Here is a 19,633-nt window from a genome sequence, read left to right on the forward strand (position 1 = left end):
CCGGGGGGATGCTGGACCCACCGGCCCTGGCGGGTCGTGGCCCACTCGGGGTGCCGGCGACCGGTAACGACGGAGGAGGCACCCCATTCCGGCCGACCAGATCCTCGACGAGGCGACGCGGATCGCCGATCTCCTGCTCGACGTCCAGACGCGGGTGAACGGGCAGATCGACGCCGCGCTGACCGACCTGCTGCCCGAGGTGCAGCACCGCCTCGGTGTCCCGCAGGAGGACGCGGTCGACCTCTCCGGCCTGGTGAACACCAGGATCACCGGCCTGAGCGTCGTGGTCACCCCAGCAGCGGTCGCGACCGTCGTCCCGCTGTCGGCTGCGTCCGCCGCCACGACCAGGGCGGGGCGCCGTGCCGTGACCGGCATCGTCACCGGCCTCGACGACCGCCTGGCCGTCATCGCCGGACCCTGCTCGATCCACGACCCGGAGGCCGCGCTGGAGTTCGCCGCCTTCCTCGTCCGCATGCGGGAGCGGCACGGGGACGACCTCGAGATCCTGATGCGGACCTACACCGAGAAGCCGCGGACCGAGGTCGACTGGAAGGGGTTCGCCTACGACCCGTTCCTGGACGGGTCCAGCCGGATCAGCGTCGGGCTGGTGGCAACCCGGTTGCTCATGTGCCGCATCACGGCCATGGGCGTGCCGGTCGCGGCCGAGCCGCTGAACGCGCTCACGCCGCAGTACGTCAACGGACTGGTCACCTACAACGGCGTCGGCGCGCGCAACGTCACCGACCAGACCGCCCGGGAGCGGGTGTCGGGCTTCTCGTCCGTCGTCGGCTTCAAGAACTCCCCGGAGGGGAGCATCGACGCCGCCGTCTCGGCGGTGCTGACCGCGCGCGCTCCGCACGAGTTCCTGGGCGTCGACCACCACGGGGTCAGCGCGCAGCTGTCGACCACCGGCAACGACACCGCTCACGTCATCCTGCGCGGGGACAAGGACGCCCCCAACTACTCCGCCGCGCACATCGCCGACACGAAGCGCAAGCTGGCGCAGCGCGGGCTGCCGGAGGTGGTCGTCGTCGACGCCTCCCACGGCAACAGCCAGAAGGACCACCGGCGCCAGATCGGCGTCGTGCGGGACCTGGCCGGGCAGGTCGCCGGCGGTGAGCGTGCGATCCGCGGCGTGATGGTGGAGAGCAACCTCGTCGCCGGGAGGCAGGACCTCGACCGCCGGCACCCCGAGCGGCTCGAGTACGGCCTGAGCGTCACCGACGCCTGCGTCGACCCCGGGACGACGGAGGTGGTGCTCGCCGAGCTGGCCGACGCCGTCCGGGCACGGCGCGGGGCCGTCAGCAGGGAGCCCGCACCTCATCGAGCCTGAGGCCGGGACCCGGTCAGCCGCGCAGGCGCACGGGCAGGCAGGTCACGCAGCCCTCGAGCTTCTCGAACTCGGTCGCGTCCACCGCGACGACGCGCAGACCGCGCGCCTCGAGCAGCCCCCGGGTGGCCGGCGCGCTCGAGGACATCAGCACCGTGGCACTGTCGAGCAGGACGACGTGCGAGCCCTCCTCCTGGGGAGCGCAGGCCGACCGCGCCGGGCAAGCGGCCCTCAGCCCAGGCGCGCACCCACGACCGCGACCCCGGGACCCTGCAGCGCCTCGAGCCCGGCGCGTCGTCCCGCCGCGACCAGCAGCAGGTCGATGTCGGGCCCGCGCAGTTCGGCGCCGTCGCCGTGGGTCCACCCGGTGTCGGTCGAGACCAGTCGCACCCCGGCCAGCCGCCGCGGACCGCCCATGAACCGGTTCGTGGCGACGTAGGCCAGGCAGTCGGCCACCACGTCGGGAGGCGACACGGAGCGCCGGCCCAGGGGGCGGGCGATGTCCTGACCGTGCACGACGAGGTCCATGAGCGGGTCCCTCGGGGTGCTGCCCGGGAACCGCCGCGTGGAGTCGGCGCTCTCGCGCAGCTGCGCGACCAGTTCGTCGGCGGAGTACGCCGCGGCCCGCTGCGCCGCGAGGTCGATCTCCATCCGGTCGAAGCTGCCCCGGGCCCGCACTGCCGCCCGCACGAGCCGCGGCACGGTCATCCTCGTCGTGACCGTGAGGTGGGCGACGACGTCGCGCACCGTCCAGGCCGTGCACAGCGACGGCGTCGTCCACTGCTCGTCGGTGAGGTCGGCCACGAGGTCGGCGACGCGGTGCCGCTCGGCGGCGACCGCCGCGTCGACCTCGGCGGGGGACAGGGCAGGCGGCGTCCTCATGAGGGTCTCGACTCCGACTCCTGCGGGAACTCGTCGGTCAGGGGGTGACGGGCGTGGCGTCGTGCCCGAGGTACCAGGCGCGCAGGCGGGCAAATCCCTCGTCGAGGCGCACGGTCGGGCGCCAGCCCAGGGCGGCCCGCGTCCGGCGCTGGTCGAACCAGTGGGCGGTCGCCAGCTGCTCGGCCAGGAAGCGGGTGAGCGGCGGGACCGACCGCCGGCGCGTTGCCGCCCAGACGGTCTCCGCGGCGGCGCCGACCACCCAGGCCGCCCCGAGCGGCACCCGGCCGCGCGGCCCCGGGACCCCCGCCGCCCGGCACAGCCGGCCGAGCACCTCGGCCACCGGGCGGGGCTCCCCGTTCGAGACGACCAGCGCCTCGCCGTGCACCGGGCCGCACGCGTCCACGGCGGCGACCAGGGCCGCTGCGGCGTTGTCGACGTACGTCGTGTCGATGAGCGCTGCGCCCGACCCGATCACCGGCAGCCGCCCGGCCCGCGCCCGCTCGACGATGCGGCCGACGAGCTGGGTGTCGCCCGGGCCCCACACCAGGTGGGGGCGGACGGCCAGCACGGCCAGCGCGGAGGAGTCCGCGGCCAGCGCGTCGAGCTCGGCCACGGCCTTGGATCGGGAGTAGCGGCCGCGGGCACGGGCGGGGTCGGCTCGTCCGGCGCCGACCCCGGCGAGCGCCGTCCCGGCGTGCGCCACCGACGGGGAGGAGACGTGCACCAGCCGGCCGACGCCCGCGTCCCGGCACGCGTCGAGGACGGCCCGGGTGCCCGCGATGTTGGCGTGCGCGTACTCCGCCCACGGCCCGGTGACGTCGACCTTCGCGGCCAGGTGCAGCACGGCGTCCTGCCCCCGGGCGGCCCGCCCGACGACGTCCGGGTCGGCGACGTCCCCCAGCACCTCCGCGCACGGCAGGCGGGAGGGACGACGCTGCAGCACCGTCACCTCGTCCCCGCGCTCCAGCAGCCCGGTGGCCGTGGCCCGGCCGAGCATCCCGCTCGCCCCGGTCACCAGCACCCTCACCGTCGGTGGAGGGCCCGTGCGCCGGCCAGCACCCGCGCGGCCCGGCGGGCGACCTCGCCCCGGTCCACCTTCGACTGGTGCCGGACGTCCACCGGCAGCCGGGAGGTGACCAGGACCGCGGCGACGTCGACGCCGGCGGCCGCGCGGACGGCGTCGGCGAGGTCCGTCCCGGCCAGCGCCGGTCGGCCGCCGAGCCGGGTCGGGCGTCCGGACGGCACGACGACCACCACGACGACCTGCGCCCCGGCGGGTCCCACGCCGACGGCCGCGGCGGCCGACACGCCGTCGACCGCCTCCACGCGCTGCTCGATGCCGACCGGCGTCACCGGCCCGGCGGCCGTGGTCACCACGTGCTGGAGACGCCCCTGGATCCAGAGCCGCCCGTCGGCGTCCAGGTGCCCGACGTCGCCGGTGCGGTGCCAGCCGGGGTCCCGGGACGTCGACCGCTCCAGGGCCCACAGGGCGTCGTAGCGGTCCTTGACGTGCGCGGCCCGCACGCACACCTCGCCGGGGACGCCGGGGCGGTCGGTCAGCCCGCCGTCGGCCCGCCCGTCGGGGGACAGCGGGCTGACCCGCACGTCGACGCCGGGCAGGGGCCGGCCCACGCACACCCCGTCGCCCGTGCCGGCGGCCTCGACCTCGGCGAGCGAGACGTCGGTGACCGGCAGCACCTCGGTCATCCCATAGGGCGTGTGCGCGTCGGCGGCGGGCAGCACCGCCCGCAGCGACCGCAGCAGGGACGCCGGGACAGGGGCGCCGGCGGACATGAGCAGCCGGACGCGGGCCAGGGCCGTGCGCCGCTGCGGGGGGAGGTCCGCCGCCGTGGCCACCACGCGCCGCAGCGCCGCAGGGGAGGCGAACACCACGGTCGCGTCGACGGCGGCCGCGGCGTCGGCCAGCGCCGCCGCGGTCAGCGAGCCGGGCGCGGTCACGTCGACGTCCGGCACCGCCGACCCGATGCCCAGCGCCGGCCCGAGGATCGCGAACGGCGCGAACGCCGCCACGAACCGGTCGTCGGCGGTGAGGCCGTAGGTGGACCGCACGAGCTCGAGCTGGGCGGCCGCCTGGCGGTGCGTGTAGACGACGCCCTTGGCCGGTCCGGTGGCCCCGGAGGTGAACAGCACGGCGCAGTCGGCGTCCAGCGGCGGTTCGGCGGGCGCCGGTGCCGACCGGCCGAGGGCCTCCAGGTCGGCGAGCGTGTACTGCGCGCCCAGGCCGCGCAGCGCCGTCCGGCCCCTCGGACCGGCGGCGACGCGGGAGCCGGGCAGGCCCATGAGGCGCGCCGCGGCCAGACCCGCCCGGCTGCCGACGACGGAGTCGACCGCGGCGCTGCGCAGCGCCCGGCGCATCCCGGCCAGCCCGAGGCCCTTGTCCGCGACGGCGACGACGCCCCCGGCCCGCCACACGGCGTAGACGGTCGCGGTGAGGTCGGCCGAGGGCTCCAGCAGCAGGGCGACGCGGTGCCCCGGGCGGACGCCGGTCGCCGCGAGCCCGGCGGCGAGGTGCGCCACCCGCCGGGACAGCTGCGCCCAGCCGACCGTCGCGCCGCCGACCTCGACGACGGCGGGGGAGTCGTCGTCCGCCCGCTCGTCCAGGGCCGACCACAGCCGGCGGCCGGTCGTCGCGGGGGCCGGCCGCGCGGGCGTGCGGTCCCCAGTGCCGAGGTCGGCCACCCACTGCGCCACGGCCCCGGCGTACTGCGGCGCGTCCTCGGGGAGCAGGTGGGAGGCGCCCTCGTAGCGGTGCAGCCGGGCCTGCGGCAGGCGGCCGCGCAGGTCGGTCAGGTACCGCTCGCCGAACACCGGGTCGCGGGGGCCCCACAGCAGCAGCGCCGGGACGTCGAGGCCGCGGATGCCCTCGGCGATCGCCTCCTGCACCGGGCGGGACGGGTGCCCGGGGGAGAACGGGATGTCGGCAACGAAGTCACCGACCGACCGTCGCCGCGCCGGCGAGCGGTAGGGCTCGGCGAAGGCGCGCCGGACGTCGGCGGGCAGCGCCGGCCGGGACAGCGCCGTCGTCGCCCGGACGAACACCGGGGTGCCCACGGTGACCGCCGCGCGCACGCCGGGGGCGTGGGCCAGCCGGATCAGGGCCGGCCCGAGGTCGCCCTCGGGCATGGCGACGGCCGTGTTGGCCAGGACGACACCCCGCAGCTGGTCGCGGTGCTCGAGTGCCCAGCCCAGGGAGATGACCCCGCCCCAGTCGTGGCCGACCGTGACCACCGGGCCGGTGACGCCCAGGGCCGCGGTGAGGTCGCCGAGGTCGGCCACCCGCTGGCTCAGGAGCCGCGGCTCGGCCAGCCGGTCGGACCACCCCATGCCGAGCTGGTCGGGGGCGACTACCCGCCAGCCGGGCGGGGCGGCGGCCAGCAGCCGGCGCCACAGGTAGGACCAGGTGGGGTTCCCGTGGACGCACAGCAGCGTGCCGACCGGCTCCCGGACGCCGTTGTCGAGGACGTGCCAGCAGTGCTCCACGCCGTCGGCGTCGGGAACGGTCAGGAGCCGGGACCAGGCCGGGTCCAGTCCCGGGAGTGCCGGCCGGGCGGGCGTCTCGTCGGCCGCCCTCACCAGGCGATCTCGAGGCAGGAGGCGTTGAGGCCCGAGCCGATCCCCATGAGCAGCACCCGGTCGCCGTCGACGAGGGAGTCCTGCTGGCCGGCCAGCGTGAAGGGGACCGAGGCCGGGCCGAGGTTGCCCCGGGTCGGGAACGTCGTCGGCACCAGGGCCGGGTCGATCGAGAACCGGTCGCACATGGCCGTGGTGTGCACCTTGGAGACCTGGTGGACGACGTAGCGGTCCATGCCGCGGGCCCAGTCGAAGTCCGCCGCGGCGTCGGCCCAGAGGTCCTGGGACAGGCTGAGCCCGGCGTCGAGCAGGCCCTTGAGGTCGGTCCGCATCTCGTCGTTGTCGCCGGTGCAGAGCTCGTGGTGCTCGCTGCCGGCCCGGCTCGCGGACCCGACCAGGCGGTGCCCCTCCGGGTGCTGGTCGGCGCGCCCGAGGACCATGGCGACCGCACCCGAGCCCAAGGTCAGGGTCGCGAACTGCGCCAGCACGTCCTTGGACGTGCTGTCCGGGCGGTTCAGCCGCTCGACGGTGCGCTCCTGCACCGGCCGGGAGTCCTCGCCGTTGACGACCAGGACGTGGTCGACCATGCCGGAGTCGATCATGGCGGCCGCCAGCTCCATGCCGTTGACGAAGCCGAGGCAGGCGTTCGTCACGTCGAAGTTCTGGCACGAGCGCGGCAGGCCCAGCGCGTGGTGCACCGCGACCGCCGTCGAGGGCTCGAGGTACCGGCGGCTCACCGAGGTGTTGACCATCAGGCCGATGGACGCCGGGTCGACGCCGCTCTCGCTGATCGCCTTGGCGCCGGCCATGGCGGCGCCGTCGACGAAGGTCACGCCGTCGGCCCACCACCGGCGCTCCCGGATGCCGGCGAGGCGCTCGAGCAGGCCGCGCCGCAGCCCCACCCGCTGGTAGGTCCCCTCGAGCGCGTCGTCGAGGTCGTCGGAGCCGATCACCCGGGTGGCGTCCTCCGTCTGGACGGACAGGACCGCCGTGTTCGTGAACCTGCGTGTGCTGTTGCTGCTCATCTGTGGGATCCAGTCCTCGCCGGGGCCGGCTCCCCATTCCGTGCCGCCCTCATCAGTCGCGCACTACCCGAGCCGTGCGCCACTACTCAACCAGCCGACCGGCCCCGGCGTCACCGTCCGGCCGCCGTCACCGGGTGTGACCTGCACCCACCGGCTAGGTTCTGGACCCGGACGTCAGCGACCGGCGCAGGGGGTGTGGCACGTGGCGAGATCGGTGCTCGTGACCGGTGGGAACCGTGGTATCGGGCTGGCGATCGCCCGCGCGTTCGGCGAGGAGGGCGACCGGGTGGCGGTCACCCACCGGGGCAGCGGCGCCCCCGAGGGCCTGTTCGGCGTGCCGTGCGACGTCACCGACGCCGAGGCGGTCGACCGCGCCTTCACCGAGGTCGAGCAGCACCAGGGGCCGGTCGAGGTGCTGGTGAGCAACGCCGGCATCACCCGGGACGGGCTGCTGATGCGGATGAAGGAGGAGGACTTCACCGACGTCCTCGACGCCAACCTCACCGCCGCCTACCGGGTGTCCAAGCGGGCCGCGGCCCGGATGGTGCGCGCACGCAGCGGCCGGATGGTCTTCGTCTCCTCGGTGGTCGGGCTGCTGGGCTCGGCGGGGCAGACCAACTACGCGGCGTCCAAGGCCGGGCTCGTCGGGCTCGCGCGCTCGATCGCCCGTGAGCTGGGCAGCCGGGGCATCACCGCCAACGTGGTGGCCCCCGGCTTCGTGCAGACGGACATGACCGCCGCGCTGCCGGAGGAGCGGCAGCGGGAGATCCTCGGGCAGGTGCCGCTGGGGCGGTACGCCGCGGCGGAGGAGATCGCCGGCGTGGTGCGCTTCCTGGCGAGCGACGCGGCCGGCTACATCACCGGGGCGGTCGTCCCGGTCGACGGCGGACTGGGAATGGGGCACTGATGAGCGGCATCCTCGAGGGCAAGAAGATCCTGGTCACCGGGGTCCTCACCGAGGCCTCGATCGCCTACGCCACCGCGCGCATCGCGCAGGAGCAGGGCGCCACCGTCGTCCTGTCCAACTTCGGCCGGGCGCTGTCGCTGTGCCAGCGGATCGCCAAGCGGCTGCCGCAGGAGGCGGCGGTCGTCGAGCTCGACGTGACGAACACCGAGCACCTGGCGACGCTGGCCGACCGGCTCCGCGAGCACGTCGGCGACACCCTCGACGGCGTTGTCCACTCCATCGGCTTCGCGCCGCAGGAGGCGATGGGGGAGGGCTTCCCGGAGGTCGCCTGGGAGCACGCGGCGACGGCGTTCCAGGTGTCGACCTGGTCGATGGCCTCGCTCACCCAGGCCTGCCGGCCGCTGTTCGGGGAGCAGGCGTCGGTCGTCGGGCTGACCTTCGACGCGACCGTCGCCTGGCCGGTCTACGGCTGGATGGGCGCGGCCAAGGCGGCGCTGGAGTCCACCTCCCGCTACCTGGCCCGGGAGCTGGGCCCCGAGGGCGTGCGGGTCAACCTCGTCGCCGCCGGCCCGCTGCGCAGCATGGCGATGAAGTCCATCCCGGGCAGCGCCCAGTTCGAGGAGGCGTGGGAGGCCCGCGCCCCGCTCGGCTGGTCGGTGACCGACACCGAGCCGGCCGGCAAGGCCGTCGTCGCGCTGCTGTCGGACTGGTTCCCGGCCACCACCGGCGAGATCGTGCACGTCGACGGGGGCTTCCACGCCGTGGGGGTGTGAGCTCCACCGCGGGCGTATGAAGGAGCGCGGGAGCCGCATCCAGCGGCGCTCAGAGGGAGAAGAGGAACCGTGCCGCTCGCCACCGACGTCGACATCACGCCCGCCGGCCAGCGCCCCGACGAGGACCCGTCGCTCGCCGTCCGCAACAACGGCGGGACGCCGCCGTCCGCCGACCCCGCGCCGTCCGGGCGGCGGGAGGCGCTGCTCGTGCTCGGCTTCGGTGGCCCGGAGGGGCCCGACGACGTCATGCCGTTCCTCGAGAACGTCACCCGCGGCCGCGGCATCCCGCGCGAGCGCCTGCTCGACGTCGCCGAGCACTACATGCACTTCGGCGGGGTCAGCCCGATCAACGAGCAGAACCGGGCGCTGACCGCGGCGGTCGAGCGGGAGCTCGCCGCCGCCGGCCTGGACCTGCCGGTCTACTGGGGCAACCGCAACTGGTCGCCCTACGTCGAGCACGTCTGGCAGCAGATGGCCGACGACGGCATCGAGCACGTCTACGTCTTCCCGACGTCGGGGTTCGCCTCCTGGTCGGGCTGCCGGCAGTACCACGAGGACGTCGCCCGGGCCCGCTCGGTGTCCACCGGCGCGGCCCCCGGCGGCGGGCCGACCGCCGAGAAGCTGCCGCACTACGGTGACCACCCCGGCTTCGTGCAGGCCAACGCCGAGGCGCTGGCGGCCGCGCTGGCCTCGCTGCCGGACGACCTCCGGGACACCGCGCGGCTGGTCGCGACGGCGCACAGCATCCCCGACACCATGGCCGCGGTGGCCGGGCCGGACGGCGGGGCCTACCAGGCCGAGCTGCTGCGCTCGGCGCGGCTCGTGGTGGACGCGGTCGCGCCCGGCCGCGACGTCGACCTGGTGTGGCAGTCGCGCAGCGGCCCGCCGTCGGTGCCGTGGCTCGAGCCGGACGTCAACGACCACCTGCGGGCGCTGGCCGCGGCGGGGGAGAAGGCCGTCGTCGTCTTCCCGATCGGCTTCGTCAGCGACCACGTCGAGGTGATCTGGGACCTGGACAACGAGGCGAAGGAGACCGCCGAGGAGCTCGGCATGGCCTTCGTCCGCGCGGCGACCGCGGGCACCCACCCGGCGTTCGTGGCGATGGTGCGCGAGCTGGTCGAGGAGCGCCGGTCGGGCACCCCGCCGCGGCTGGGCACCAACTGCCCGGCGTCCTGTTGCCATGTCCGACGTCGGCCTACCGGCCTCCACCGCGACCAGGAGCCGTCCCCGGCCTGAGCTGAGCCGCTGCGTCCCGCCTGCGCGGAGCCCTCCGGGCCCCACTCGGCGGGACCCCCTTCGCGGAGTCCGTCCCCGATGTCGCTCAGGGCGCGGAGGGCAGCGGCTCGGTCGACCCCGCCTCGAGCGCTTCCCGCACGTGCCACAGGCCGGCGCGGATCATGCGCCCGTAGTCGTCGTCCGCGAGCTCGTCGATCGACGCCGCCGCCGCTGCCAGGTGCTGCCGCGCGCCGGACCCATCGCCGAGCCGGCGGAGGCAGTCGGCGAGGTTGAGGTGCAGCGACGGCAGGAGGCCGCGCACCGGAGTGCCGCGTCGTACTGCTGTGCGCGCTCGTCGGTGAGGTCGCCTGATGGCATCAGGGCCGGCTCGTCCCAGCGCAGCTCCGCGCGGACGTCGTCCTGCAGGTCGGCGAGGAAGTGGGCGAGCGTCACCCGGTGCAGCGGGTCGCCGGCGGGCCCCACCCGCTCCCACAGGTCGGTCAGCCGCCGGCGGGCCTCCGCGCGCGCACCGCCGCGGCCGACCTCCACCGCAGCCACGATCTCCGCCATGGTCTCGTCGGAGGCACTCATCGGTCAGCGGTCCGTGGGGGTGGGAGCCGGGGATCCCGAGGTGTCACGCGCACATCGTGCGGTCGCGAGGAGATCGAGGGTCACGGGGTGCACTCCCGCGGGACGGCGTTGTAGGCGGCGGTGACCGCCTCGCGCACGGCGTCGCCCAGCGGACGCAGGGCGTCGTCCCGGGCCGCGGCCTGGCGGTGGGTGACCGCGCCGCCGGGTGCGTCGGTGAGCGCCAGGTCGAGCACCTTCGCCAGCCGCTGGGCGCGCGCCAGCAGCGACATCGCGACCGGATCGGTGCCCGGCGGCATCCCCGGCACGTGCGCGGCCTTCGCCAGCCCGGCCAGCAGCGCCGGCACCTCGGGGTGCCACCGCGCCAGGTCCAGCTCGGCCAGGGTGCGGGCCGCGTCGCCGACGGCGAGGTCGAGCGCGCCGGACACCGCGCGCAGCGATCCCTCGACCGGCGGCGGCACCGGAGGTGCGCCGGTCAGGTCGAACGCCGTCCACTGCACCACCTCGGGGCCCAGGGGCTCGGGCACCAGCGCGACCCGCTCGCCGACGGCGGCCTGCCCGGCCGCCACGGCGAGCTCGGCCAGACCCGGGACGCGCGGCAGCCCCCGGACGTCGCCGGGCACCGGCAGCACCAGCCGGATGCGGCGCTCGCCGACGCCGCGCAGTGCGCTCAGTGCCCAGCCGAGGGGAACCGCCTCGTCGGTGTCGGGCAGGCCGCAGACCCGGTGCGCGGTGTCGCCGACCAGGGCGTCGAGTGCGTCGTCGTAGGAGGCGCGGCCGGTGAGCCAGGCGGTCGCCCACACCGCGAACCGGCCCGCGGGGAAGTCGTGCACCGGGCGAGGTTATGCCGGGCCCGGCCGAGATGACGATCCGGTAGAGATCGATCACAGCGCGGCCCGGATCTGGGAGAGTGCGGACGTGGACGCCTGGGTGCTGTGGCTGATCGCGTCGGGTCTGTTCACCGCCGGTGAGCTGGCCAGCGGCGACCTGTTCCTGCTCATGCTGGCCGGCGGGGCGCTGGGCGGCGTCGGGGTCGCGCTGCTCGGCGGTCCCGTCGTCCTGCAGCTGGCGGCGTTCGTTGTGGTCTCGGCGCTGCTGCTGGCGGTGGTGCGGCCACTGGCCAAGCGCCATCTCACCGAGGGCACTCCCGACCAGCCGGACGGCGTCGCCGCGCTCGTCGGCCGCACCGCGAAGGTGACCCGGGCCGTCGACGGGCACGGGGGGCGCATCCGCCTCGGCGCCGACGAGTGGACCGCCCGGAGCCAGTACGGCGGCGAGCACTTCCCGGTCGGCGCGACCGTGCGGATCCTCCAGGTGGACGGCGCCACCGCCGTCGTCGGTGACGCCCTCGAACTGGAGTAGCGCCTCCTGCGGGTGATGGCACGTCGCGCCGTGACCGCATCGTCACCGAAGCCGGGCAGGATCGGCGGTGGAACCCGGAGAAGGGAGCGTCCCCGTGACACCCGCACTGATCGCCCTGATCGTGATCGCGCTGCTGGTGGTGGTCGTCGTCGCCAAGAGCGTGACCATCGTGCCGCAGGCGCAGGCCAAGGTCGTCGAGCGGCTCGGCCGCTACAGCCGCACGCTCTCGCCGGGCCTGTCGTTGTTGGTGCCCTTCATCGACCGCGTGCGGGCCACGATCGACCTGCGCGAGCAGGTGGTCTCCTTCCCGCCGCAGCCGGTGATCACCTCGGACAACCTGCAGGTCGGGATCGACACCGTCGTCTACTTCCAGGTGACCGACCCGCGGCTGGCCGTCTACGGCATCGCCAACTACATCACCGGCATGGAGCAGCTGACCACGACGACGCTGCGCAACGTGGTCGGCGGGCTCAACCTCGAGGGCGCGCTGACCGGCCGCGACGGTATCAACAGCCAGCTGCGCGAGGTGCTCGACGGCACGACCGGGCCGTGGGGTCTGCGCGTCGCCCGGGTGGAGATCAAGGCGATCGACCCGCCGCCGTCCATCCGCGACTCGATGGAGAAGCAGATGCGGGCCGACCGCGACAAGCGCGCGATCATCCTGCAGGCCGAGGGTGCCCGGCAGTCAGCGATCACCACCGCCGAGGGGCAGAAGGCCTCGGCCATCCTCTCCGCGGAGGGCAAGAAGCAGGCGGCGATCCTCGAGGCGGAGGCCGAGCGGCAGAGCCGGATCCTGCGGGCCGAGGGTGAGCGCGCGGCGCTGTTCCTGCAGGCGCAGGGCCAGGCCAAGTCGATCGAGACGGTCTTCCAGGCCATCCACGACGGCAAGCCCGACCAGGGGCTGCTGGCCTACCAGTACCTGCAGACGCTGCCGCAGATCGCCCAGGGCGACGCGAACAAGATGTGGATCGTCCCGAGCGAGTTCAGCAAGGCCCTGGAGGGCCTGGCCAAGCTGGGCGGGGCGGACGGCGACGGGCGGTCCTGGATGGACGTCGACGCGTCGGCGAACGGCGCCGGCCGGCCGACCGCAGAGATGGACACGTCCGGCTGGTTCGAGTCGGCACTGCCCCGCGCCGCCGACCAGCCCGAGGCGAAGATCGAGCTGACGAGCATCGTCGACACCGCGCCCGCCGTGCCGGCGCCGGCGATGCCGGACACGACGTCACTGGCCCGCGCCGCCGAGGAGGAGACCACCGGCGGCGAGGTGCAGCCCCGTCCGTGACCGGCCCCGCGAGTTGACCACGGGGTTGTGGCAGGAGGAACGCGCGGACCCGCCGCGCGGCCCTGCCACAACCCCATGACCGACCACTGGCGGCGGGCAGCGGCGAACCCTTCACGGTCCCGCCGGCCCCGTCCAGAGGCTCGCCGCGAGCTTGCGAGCAGTGAGGAGGACGGGGTCCTTCCACGAAGGGTGGGGAGGACGGGGTCCTTCATCAGTCCTTGAGCAGGCCCTCGCGGAGCTTGGCCAGGGTCTGGCTGAGCAGCCGGGACACGTGCATCTGCGAGATGCCGATGTCGGCGGCGATCTGCGACTGGGTCATGTTGCCGAAGAAGCGCAGGATCAGGATCCGCCGCTCCCGCGCCGGGATGGTGGCCAGCAGCGGCTGCAGCGACTCGCGGTACTCCACGCCCTCGAGCGCGGCGTCCTCCTCGCCGAGCGTGGCGGCCAGGGTGGGGGAGTCGTCCTCACCGGAGAGCCGCTCGTCGAGGGAGCTGCTGCGGTAGGCGTTCGCGACGGCGAGGCCCTCGAGCACCTCCGCCCGCGGGATGCCCAGGTGCTCGGCCAGCTCCGACGGAGTCGGCGCGCGGCCGTTCTTCTGCGCCAGCTCGCCGACCGCCGCGTTCAGCGACAGGTGCAGCTCCTGCAGCCGCCGCGGGACGCGCACCGACCAGCCCTGGTCGCGGAAGTGCCGCTTGATCTCGCCGGTGATGGTCGGGACGGCGAAGGAGAGGAACTCCACCCCGCGGCTCGGGTCGAACCGGTCGATGGCCGCGATCAGGCCGAGGGTGCCGACCTGCAGCAGGTCGTCGAAGGGCTCGCCACGGTTGCTGAACCGGCGCGCGAAGTGCCGTACCAGCGGCAGGTGCTCCTCGACGAGGATCTCGCGCAGCCGCTCACGGCGCGGGTCGTCCTTCTCCAGGGTGGCCAGCTCGGCGAACAGCGGCGCGGTGCGCTCCGCCCGCCGCCGGTTCTCCGAGATGGGCGCGGCGCCGGTGGAGCCGGTGTCACCCGTCGCGGTCTCGTCCTCGTCGTCGGAGGCGGCGCCGTCGGTGGCGGCGTCCTCGGCCTCGTCCTCGGAGGCGCCGTCGTCCTCGAGTTCCGCGTCGGCGTCCGCCGCGTCCAGGTCCGCCACGTCGCCACCGACCGGGGTGCCGGCGTCCGGGCCGGGCACGACCTCGCTGCGCGGGTCGGGCACCACGACGGGCTGCTCCTCGGACGCGACCTCTCCCTCCGTGCCGCGGCGGCCGGTCGGGAACTCGTCGTCGCGCAGGGTGTCCTCCTCGACGGTCTGGGGTTCCGAGGCTGGCGCCCCGGTCACCGCGCGACCGAGACGTTCTGGCCCGCGTCCCCGAGCCGCTGGTCCGGGTGCTGTCCCGGCAGGTACTTGTCCATGGAGATGACGGCGACCGGCGAGGTGGTGCCGTCGCCGGCCGGCACGGTGGCCTGGGTGGCGGGACCGGCCTGGACCTCGTCGACCAGGGTGTGCAGCACCGCCCAGCCGAAGCCGTCGCGCGGGACGTCGGTGCCCTCGGTCGTCGGCACCCAGGCGTCGATGTGCAGACCCCGGCGGGTGGTCTCGAAGACCACGGTCAGCCGGCGGTCGTCGGAGACGATCGCCGAGAGCGTCGCGCAGGCCTCGTCGACGGCCAGTCGGAGGTCCTCCACCGCGTCGAGGTCGTAGTCCATCCGCATCGCCAGGTCACCGGCCATGGCCCGCACGGCGGGCAGCTGGTTCGGGGTGGTGGGCACCCGCAGTTCCAGTCGCTCGGCGCGCCGCCCGTCCTGCGTGAGGGCACCCCTCGAGTCCACCATCCGTCGTACGCTCCTCATCCTCGCATCGCCACCGCGCACCGCGGGTCCTGGAGACCCCGGTCCGCGCGGTTCGCACCCATCCTGCCCGACCGGCCGCGGCGGCCTGCCCGGCGCCTGTCGGGCGGTGCGCCTGACGAGGAGGGCTACCCCGGTGCGGGCAGCCGCCAAACCCCAGGTCACACGGCCGGTGAGCGCGGTTGCAGGCCCCTGTGGGCTGCGGTTCGCTGGCCCGAGATGAACACCAGTCAGGAGAGCCCGCCGTCCGGGCCCGCCCCCGCCGACGACGCCGGCGGTGCCGCGCTCGTCGCGGCGTTGGAGACCGCCTCCACCGCCATCTGGTGCCTCGCCGGACCTGGGCTGGAGCCGGTCTGGGCCAACGCCCGCGCCCGTGACCTGGGCACGGCCACCGGCGACATCGCCGCGGTCACCGGCCACCGCGTCGCCGAGCTGGCCGGTGAGGTCGCCCGCAGCGGGCACGCCGAGACGGTCACCGGCGCCCTCCACCCCGCCGGCCGGGCCGCCACCGTCGTCCTGCAGCCGCTGCAGGTGCACGGGCAGCCCGGCGTCCTCGTGCTGGTGGAGGCCGACCACACCGGCTGCGAGCACGTCGCCACCGTGGGCGCCGAGGGGGACGTCGTCGACCAGGTGCAGCACTCGCTGCTGCCCCCAGCGCTCCCGCTGCTCCCGGACGTGCGCCTGTCGGGCAGCTACCACCGGGCCAGCTCGGTGCACGCCGCCGGCGGCGACTGGTACGACGCCGTGCCGCTCGGCCGCGGTCGGCTGGCGCTGGTCGTCGGCGACGCCGTCGGCCACGGGGTGCCCGCGGCCGGGGCGATGAGCCGGCTGCGCGGGGCCATGCGCTCGGTGGCGCTGCGCGACCCATCGCCCGCAGCGGTCGTGGCCGCACTCGACGCCTTCGCCGGGCAGATGGACGACGTCGAGGGCGCCTCGGTCTTCTACGGGGTGCTGGAGGCGGCCACCGGGCGGCTGGTCTACGCCGCGGCCGGGCACCCGGCTCCGGTGCTGGTCCGGGCCGACGGCAGCGCGGAGTTCCTCCCGCTGGCACCCCGGCCGCCGTTGGGCACCCTGCCGGGCGCGTCCAGCGTCGCGGCCACCGCGCAGCTGCCGCAGGGCTCCACCCTCGTGCTGTTCTCCGACGGCGCGGTGGCTGCCTCCGGCGCGCTGTCGGCCGCGGGCCTGGACCGGCTGGCGGAGGTCTCGCGGGCCGCGCTCGCCGCGCCGGGCGCCCTGGCGGGCGACGCGCCGGGTGAGCTCGCCGCGGCGATCGTCGAGGGGCTCCTGGACTCCGAGGAGCGCCCCGACGACATCGCCGTCCTGGTCGCGCACCGCCGGGCGGAGACGACGCAGCCGCTGGAGCTGGACCTGCCCGCCGTCCCGGCCGCGCTGCCGACGGTCCGCCGGCACCTGGGCGGCTGGCTGGCCGGGCTGGGCATGGGGGAGCAGGACCGGGTCGGCGTGATGGTCGCGGTGGGGGAGGCCACCGCCAACGCCGCGGAGCACGCGTACCGCGGGGTGGAGCCGGGGCGGATGCAGGTGACCGCGGCGGTCGACGTCGACGGGCAGCTGACCGTGACCGTGCGGGACCAGGGCCGGTGGCGCCCACCGGACCGGGACCCCGGTGACCGCGGCCGCGGGCTGCTGATCATGCGGCAGCTCGTCGACGGGGTGGTCCTGCAGGGCGAGCACGGCACGACGGTGACGCTGAGCATGCGGCTGCGCCGCCGTCCGGAGGACGACGAGGACCGTCCCGGCGGCACGAGCGCGGCGGACGTCGTCGTCGACCGGAGCGGCGAGCGGCCGGTGGTGCGGGCCGCCGGGGCGGTCGACACGGTCGGCGCCGAGCAGATGCGGATCCGGCTGCTGGAGGCCAGCCACGGCGGCACCGGCCGGGTGGAGCTGGACCTCACGGCGGTCACCCTGTTCAGCAGCGCGGCGGTGCGCGTCGTCCTCGCGATGGCGCGGATCGCGGGCGAGGAGGGCTGGCGGCTGGTCGTGCACGCACCCGCGGGCGGGGTCACCCGGCACGTCCTCGAGATCAGCGGGCTCGGCGGGCTGGTCGAGCTGCGCTGAAGGGGGAACCGCCGTCCCCACGCGTTTGCCGAACGCCGGCGGTGCCCATCCTCTGGGCGTGAGACTCCGCCGCAGCGACGTGCACGGCCCGGGATGGCGGCGCCGGCGGGCCGGCCGCGGCTTCGCCTACTACGACGAGGACGGAGCGCTCATCAAGGACGAGCGCCTGGAGCGGCTGCGGTCGCTGGCCATCCCGCCGGCCTGGAAGGACGTCTGGATCTGCCCCTGGCCCAACGGGCACATCCAGGCCACGGGGGTGGACGTCGCCGGCCGACGGCAGTACCGCTACCACGACCAGTGGCGGGCGCGGCGGGACGCCGAGAAGCACGAGCGGGTGCTGGAGATCGCCCACCAGCTGCCCGACGTGCGCGACGCCGTCGTCGACGCCATCCACGGCACTGGGCTGACGCGGGAGCGCGTGCTCGCCACCGCCGTCCGGCTGCTGGACCTCGGCGCCTTCCGCGTGGGCAGCGAGCAGTACGCCGAGGACAACGGCACCTACGGGCTGGCCACGCTGCGCAGGGAGCACGTGCGGGTCCGAGGCGAGCGGGTCTTCTTCTCCTACACCGCCAAGGGCGGCATCGAGCGGGAGCTGGAGCTCACCGACAAGCCCACCGCCGACGTCGTCCGCGAGCTGCTCAGGCGCCCCGCGGACCAGGGGGAGGAGCTGCTCGGCTACTGGGTGGACGACCCGACCGACGGCGGCCGCACCTGGCACGACGTGACCAGCACCGAGGTGAACGCCTACCTCAGGGAGATCAGCGACGCGGAGATCACGGCCAAGGACTTCCGCACCTGGAACGCCACGGTGCAGATGGCCGCCACGCTGGCTGCGGCTCCGCCACCGACCAGCAAGACGGCGCGCAAGCGGACGGTCAACGCCGCCTACAAGGAGGTCTCCGAGCAGCTCGGCAACACCCCGGCGGTCTGCAAGGCCAGCTACGTCGACCCGCGGGTGGTGGACCGCTACGAGAACGGGGAGACCATCGCCGACGCGCTGACGGAGGCGGCGGAGGCCGAGGGGGACCGCGAGGTGCAGCGCACCTTGGAGCAGGCGGTCTGCCGACTGCTCAGCGCCTGAGAGAGGACCCCCGCCTACCCACCCTCGCGAGCTCGGGGCGGTGCACTGGAGGGGGCCGCCGTAGACGACGAGAGGCCCCGCCAGAGCGGGGCCTCTCGTCAGGTCGTGCGGGTGTGGCCCCCTGCAGGGTCCCGCCGCCGACCCCGTCCCGGCCGCCTCCAGGGTCCCGCCGCGAGCTCGCGAGTGGTGGGGAGGAGGTGGTCCTCCTGCCGAGCCTGCGAGGGATGAGGACGGGAGCCCCACACGGTGGGGCAGGGGGTCCTCCGTCAGCGGGCGCTGCCGTCGACGATCGTGAACAGGTCGATCAGGCCGGTGACCTCGAGCGGGCGGGTGACCGCGCGGGTGGTGGCGATCAGGCGGAGGTCTACGTCGCGGGAGCGGGCCGACTTCTGCGTCTCGACGAGGACGGCCAGGCCGGCGGAGCCCAGGAACTGCACGCCCGACAGGTCGATGACCAGGGCCTTGGGCTGCTGCTCGAGCTGGGTGTCGAGCGACGACCGGAGCACCGGGGCGGTGAACGTGTCCACTTCGCCGACGACCGTCACCGTGACCACGCCGTCCTCGCCGGTGGAGGTCGAGAGCGTGATCACGTCGTCGAAGGGTGCCTCGGTGCCCTCGGTCGACACGTCGGGCTGCCCCTCGGCGGGCAGGTCGGATGTGGTCACGGGCTGAGCTCCTCTCAACGGCCGTACCCGGCGGCACGACCGCCCGGACAATCTACCGCTGCGCGGCCCCCCGGATGTCGTGGCCCCCGGGACACGTACGTCGTCGAACGTGTCCGTACCGGGAGGTTGCCCGGCGCGGCCGCGGCTGCCTGCTCAACCGCAACAACAACGTAGACATCCGATCTGGAACACGCCAACCCGCTCCCGCGACCGCCCCGATCCGGTGAGCCTCTCCACCGCCGCTGAGCAGCGGGTACGCCTGGACGGGGCACGTCGTCGCGTGGGTGGAGTCGGTCCAGGGACAGGCCGTCGGGGCACCTCCGGTGGGGCCGCTGGTGGCCGCGGTCGGGTCGACGAGTGGGGGCCGCGGGCCCCGCGATCAGGCCCGGGGTGGGATCGGCCAGGGCCGGGGACGGCACCTGACCGCGGTGCCGGCCGGGAGGCCGACGGACCACACTCCGTTCGCTCAGTCCACCAGGTGGATGGCGGTCTCCTCCGGACCCTCGCCACCGACCACCGGGTCGCGGCTGGCCTCGACGTCGTCGGCGGTGCGGTTGGTGCCGGAGTCGGTGTCCGGGGTGGTGTCGTAGTCCTGCTCGAGCTGCCCGATGCCGCGGCCCGGGTCCTCGGCGGGGCGCACGTCCGGGACGTCGTCGGCGACCTCCTCCTCCAGGCGCGCGGACAGCGGCTTGCCCTCGGACTGCTCGAACGCGGTCGTGCCGAAGTCGACGGTCCGGTGGCTCTCGCGGTCGCCGAGCTCCGGAGCGAACTGCGGGTCCTCGGACCGCTGCATGGTCGGGAAGTCGTCCTGCGAGACGTCCGGGACGCCGTTGTCCTCGGGGAACACGTCCCGGGCGGTCTGGCCCTCGGGGCCGGTGGCGCCGGTGTCGCCGCGGACATCGTCGCGGGTCCCGGTGAGGCCGCGCTCGTCGTCGGGGAAGTCGCTGTCGTTGAGGGCGGAGTGGACAGCTCCGCGGTCGTTCGGGTCGGGCTCGGTCATGGGGTTGCCTCCGTTCTGCGTGCGGCCGC

At 75.2% G+C, this 19,633-nt stretch carries 19 protein-coding genes; 8 read left to right on the plus strand and 11 right to left on the minus strand.

What is annotated here, in order from left to right; translation table 11 throughout:
• The first annotated feature begins 154 nt into the window (after positions 1-154).
• Positions 155-1,333: a 3-deoxy-7-phosphoheptulonate synthase gene (locus ACWIX7_RS22710; RefSeq protein WP_448618660.1), complete on the plus strand. Its 1,179-nt coding sequence runs from the start codon at positions 155-157 to the stop codon at positions 1,331-1,333.
• Between the two features lie 13 nt (positions 1,334-1,346).
• On the opposite strand, the gene ACWIX7_RS22715 is transcribed toward ACWIX7_RS22710, so the two are convergent.
• The 5 genes from ACWIX7_RS22715 to ACWIX7_RS22735 form a co-directional block, all read right to left on the minus strand.
• Positions 1,347-1,484: a hypothetical protein gene (locus ACWIX7_RS22715; protein WP_448618661.1), complete on the minus strand. Its 138-nt coding sequence runs from the start codon at positions 1,482-1,484 to the stop codon at positions 1,347-1,349.
• A gap of 77 nt (positions 1,485-1,561) precedes the next feature.
• Complete coding sequence (locus ACWIX7_RS22720) at positions 1,562-2,212, minus strand: maleylpyruvate isomerase family mycothiol-dependent enzyme (RefSeq protein ID WP_448618662.1); 651 nt, start codon at positions 2,210-2,212, stop codon at positions 1,562-1,564.
• 37 nt (positions 2,213-2,249) lie between these two features.
• Positions 2,250-3,227, minus strand: coding sequence for an NAD-dependent epimerase/dehydratase family protein (locus tag ACWIX7_RS22725; RefSeq protein ID WP_448618663.1), 978 nt, complete (start codon positions 3,225-3,227; stop codon positions 2,250-2,252).
• An 8-nt stretch (positions 3,228-3,235) separates the two neighbouring features.
• Entirely contained in the window at positions 3,236-5,806 is a 2,571-nt protein-coding gene (locus ACWIX7_RS22730; protein WP_448618664.1) for an alpha/beta fold hydrolase, read from the minus strand.
• Positions 5,803-6,828 (minus strand): 3-oxoacyl-ACP synthase III, encoded by a 1,026-nt coding sequence (locus tag ACWIX7_RS22735; protein ID WP_448618665.1) that lies wholly within the window; start codon positions 6,826-6,828, stop codon positions 5,803-5,805. Before ACWIX7_RS22735 ends, ACWIX7_RS22730 begins: the two co-directional genes overlap by 4 nt.
• 202 nt (positions 6,829-7,030) lie before the next feature.
• Between ACWIX7_RS22735 and fabG the strand changes: the two genes are divergently transcribed.
• The 3 genes from fabG to ACWIX7_RS22750 all read left to right on the plus strand — a co-directional run bounded on the left by fabG (position 7,031) and on the right by ACWIX7_RS22750 (position 9,744).
• Complete coding sequence (gene fabG, locus ACWIX7_RS22740; RefSeq protein ID WP_448618666.1) at positions 7,031-7,735, plus strand: 3-oxoacyl-ACP reductase FabG; 705 nt, start codon at positions 7,031-7,033, stop codon at positions 7,733-7,735.
• On the plus strand, positions 7,735-8,508 hold the full coding sequence (gene fabI / locus ACWIX7_RS22745; protein ID WP_448618667.1) for an enoyl-ACP reductase FabI: 774 nt from the start codon (positions 7,735-7,737) through the stop codon (positions 8,506-8,508). The genes fabG and fabI overlap by 1 nt, the downstream gene beginning before the upstream one ends.
• Positions 8,509-8,577: 69 nt before the next feature.
• Positions 8,578-9,744 carry a ferrochelatase gene (locus tag ACWIX7_RS22750; RefSeq protein ID WP_448618668.1) on the plus strand — a complete coding sequence of 389 codons (1,167 nt, stop codon included), beginning with the start codon at positions 8,578-8,580 and terminating at the stop codon, positions 9,742-9,744.
• 159 nt (positions 9,745-9,903) lie between these two features.
• Here ACWIX7_RS22750 and ACWIX7_RS22755 read toward each other — a convergent pair whose 3' ends face one another.
• Both ACWIX7_RS22755 and ACWIX7_RS22760 read right to left on the minus strand, forming a co-directional pair.
• On the minus strand, positions 9,904-10,314 hold the full coding sequence (locus tag ACWIX7_RS22755) for a hypothetical protein (RefSeq protein ID WP_448618669.1): 411 nt from the start codon (positions 10,312-10,314) through the stop codon (positions 9,904-9,906).
• Positions 10,315-10,394: 80 nt separating this feature from the next.
• Positions 10,395-11,144, minus strand: coding sequence for a hypothetical protein (locus ACWIX7_RS22760; protein ID WP_448618670.1), 750 nt, complete (start codon positions 11,142-11,144; stop codon positions 10,395-10,397).
• A gap of 85 nt (positions 11,145-11,229) precedes the next feature.
• Here ACWIX7_RS22760 and ACWIX7_RS22765 point away from each other — a divergent pair, with 85 nt between their 5' ends.
• Together ACWIX7_RS22765 and ACWIX7_RS22770 are read left to right on the plus strand one after the other, a co-directional pair.
• A complete protein-coding gene (locus ACWIX7_RS22765; protein WP_448618671.1) occupies positions 11,230-11,673 on the plus strand; it encodes an NfeD family protein in 444 nt (147 codons plus the stop codon).
• Positions 11,674-11,767: 94 nt separating this feature from the next.
• Positions 11,768-12,955, plus strand: a complete 1,188-nt coding sequence (locus ACWIX7_RS22770; protein ID WP_448618672.1) for an SPFH domain-containing protein — start codon at positions 11,768-11,770, stop codon at positions 12,953-12,955.
• A gap of 211 nt (positions 12,956-13,166) precedes the next feature.
• Here ACWIX7_RS22770 and ACWIX7_RS22775 read toward each other — a convergent pair whose 3' ends face one another.
• Positions 13,167-14,273 carry an RNA polymerase sigma factor SigF gene (locus ACWIX7_RS22775; protein ID WP_448618673.1) on the minus strand — a complete coding sequence of 369 codons (1,107 nt, stop codon included), beginning with the start codon at positions 14,271-14,273 and terminating at the stop codon, positions 13,167-13,169.
• Positions 14,270-14,767 carry an ATP-binding protein gene (locus ACWIX7_RS22780; protein ID WP_448618674.1) on the minus strand — a complete coding sequence of 166 codons (498 nt, stop codon included), beginning with the start codon at positions 14,765-14,767 and terminating at the stop codon, positions 14,270-14,272. Before ACWIX7_RS22780 ends, ACWIX7_RS22775 begins: the two co-directional genes overlap by 4 nt.
• 234 nt (positions 14,768-15,001) lie before the next feature.
• On the opposite strand from ACWIX7_RS22780, the gene ACWIX7_RS22785 reads away from it, so the two are divergent.
• Positions 15,002-16,858: a SpoIIE family protein phosphatase gene (locus ACWIX7_RS22785; RefSeq protein ID WP_448618675.1), complete on the plus strand. Its 1,857-nt coding sequence runs from the start codon at positions 15,002-15,004 to the stop codon at positions 16,856-16,858.
• Positions 16,859-16,916: 58 nt separating this feature from the next.
• Positions 16,917-17,939 (plus strand): DNA topoisomerase IB, encoded by a 1,023-nt coding sequence (locus ACWIX7_RS22790; protein WP_448618676.1) that lies wholly within the window; start codon positions 16,917-16,919, stop codon positions 17,937-17,939.
• Between the two features lie 266 nt (positions 17,940-18,205).
• Here the strand turns inward: ACWIX7_RS22790 and ACWIX7_RS22795 are convergent, their stop codons facing one another.
• Together ACWIX7_RS22795 and ACWIX7_RS22800 are read right to left on the minus strand one after the other, a co-directional pair.
• The gene (locus tag ACWIX7_RS22795) at positions 18,206-18,604 is read right to left on the minus strand and encodes an STAS domain-containing protein (protein WP_448618677.1); all 399 of its coding nucleotides are present in this window, start codon (positions 18,602-18,604) and stop codon (positions 18,206-18,208) included.
• A 466-nt stretch (positions 18,605-19,070) separates the two neighbouring features.
• Positions 19,071-19,604 (minus strand): hypothetical protein, encoded by a 534-nt coding sequence (locus tag ACWIX7_RS22800; protein ID WP_448618678.1) that lies wholly within the window; start codon positions 19,602-19,604, stop codon positions 19,071-19,073.
• Between the last annotated feature and the right edge of the window lie 29 nt (positions 19,605-19,633).

The organism is Geodermatophilus sp. URMC 65 (genome assembly GCF_053502545.1).

Coding starts and splice junctions, on each gene's coding strand:
- ACWIX7_RS22720 (WP_448618662.1), bottom strand. CDS start 2,212: ATGAGGACGCCGCCTGCCCTGTCCCCCGCCGAGGTCGACGCGGCGGTC.
- ACWIX7_RS22735 (WP_448618665.1), bottom strand. CDS start 6,828: ATGAGCAGCAACAGCACACGCAGGTTCACGAACACGGCGGTCCTGTCC.
- fabI (WP_448618667.1), top strand. CDS start 7,735: ATGAGCGGCATCCTCGAGGGCAAGAAGATCCTGGTCACCGGGGTCCTC.
- ACWIX7_RS22755 (WP_448618669.1), bottom strand. CDS start 10,314: ATGAGTGCCTCCGACGAGACCATGGCGGAGATCGTGGCTGCGGTGGAG.
- ACWIX7_RS22780 (WP_448618674.1), bottom strand. CDS start 14,767: ATGGTGGACTCGAGGGGTGCCCTCACGCAGGACGGGCGGCGCGCCGAG.
- ACWIX7_RS22785 (WP_448618675.1), top strand. CDS start 15,002: ATGAACACCAGTCAGGAGAGCCCGCCGTCCGGGCCCGCCCCCGCCGAC.
- ACWIX7_RS22800 (WP_448618678.1), bottom strand. CDS start 19,604: ATGACCGAGCCCGACCCGAACGACCGCGGAGCTGTCCACTCCGCCCTC.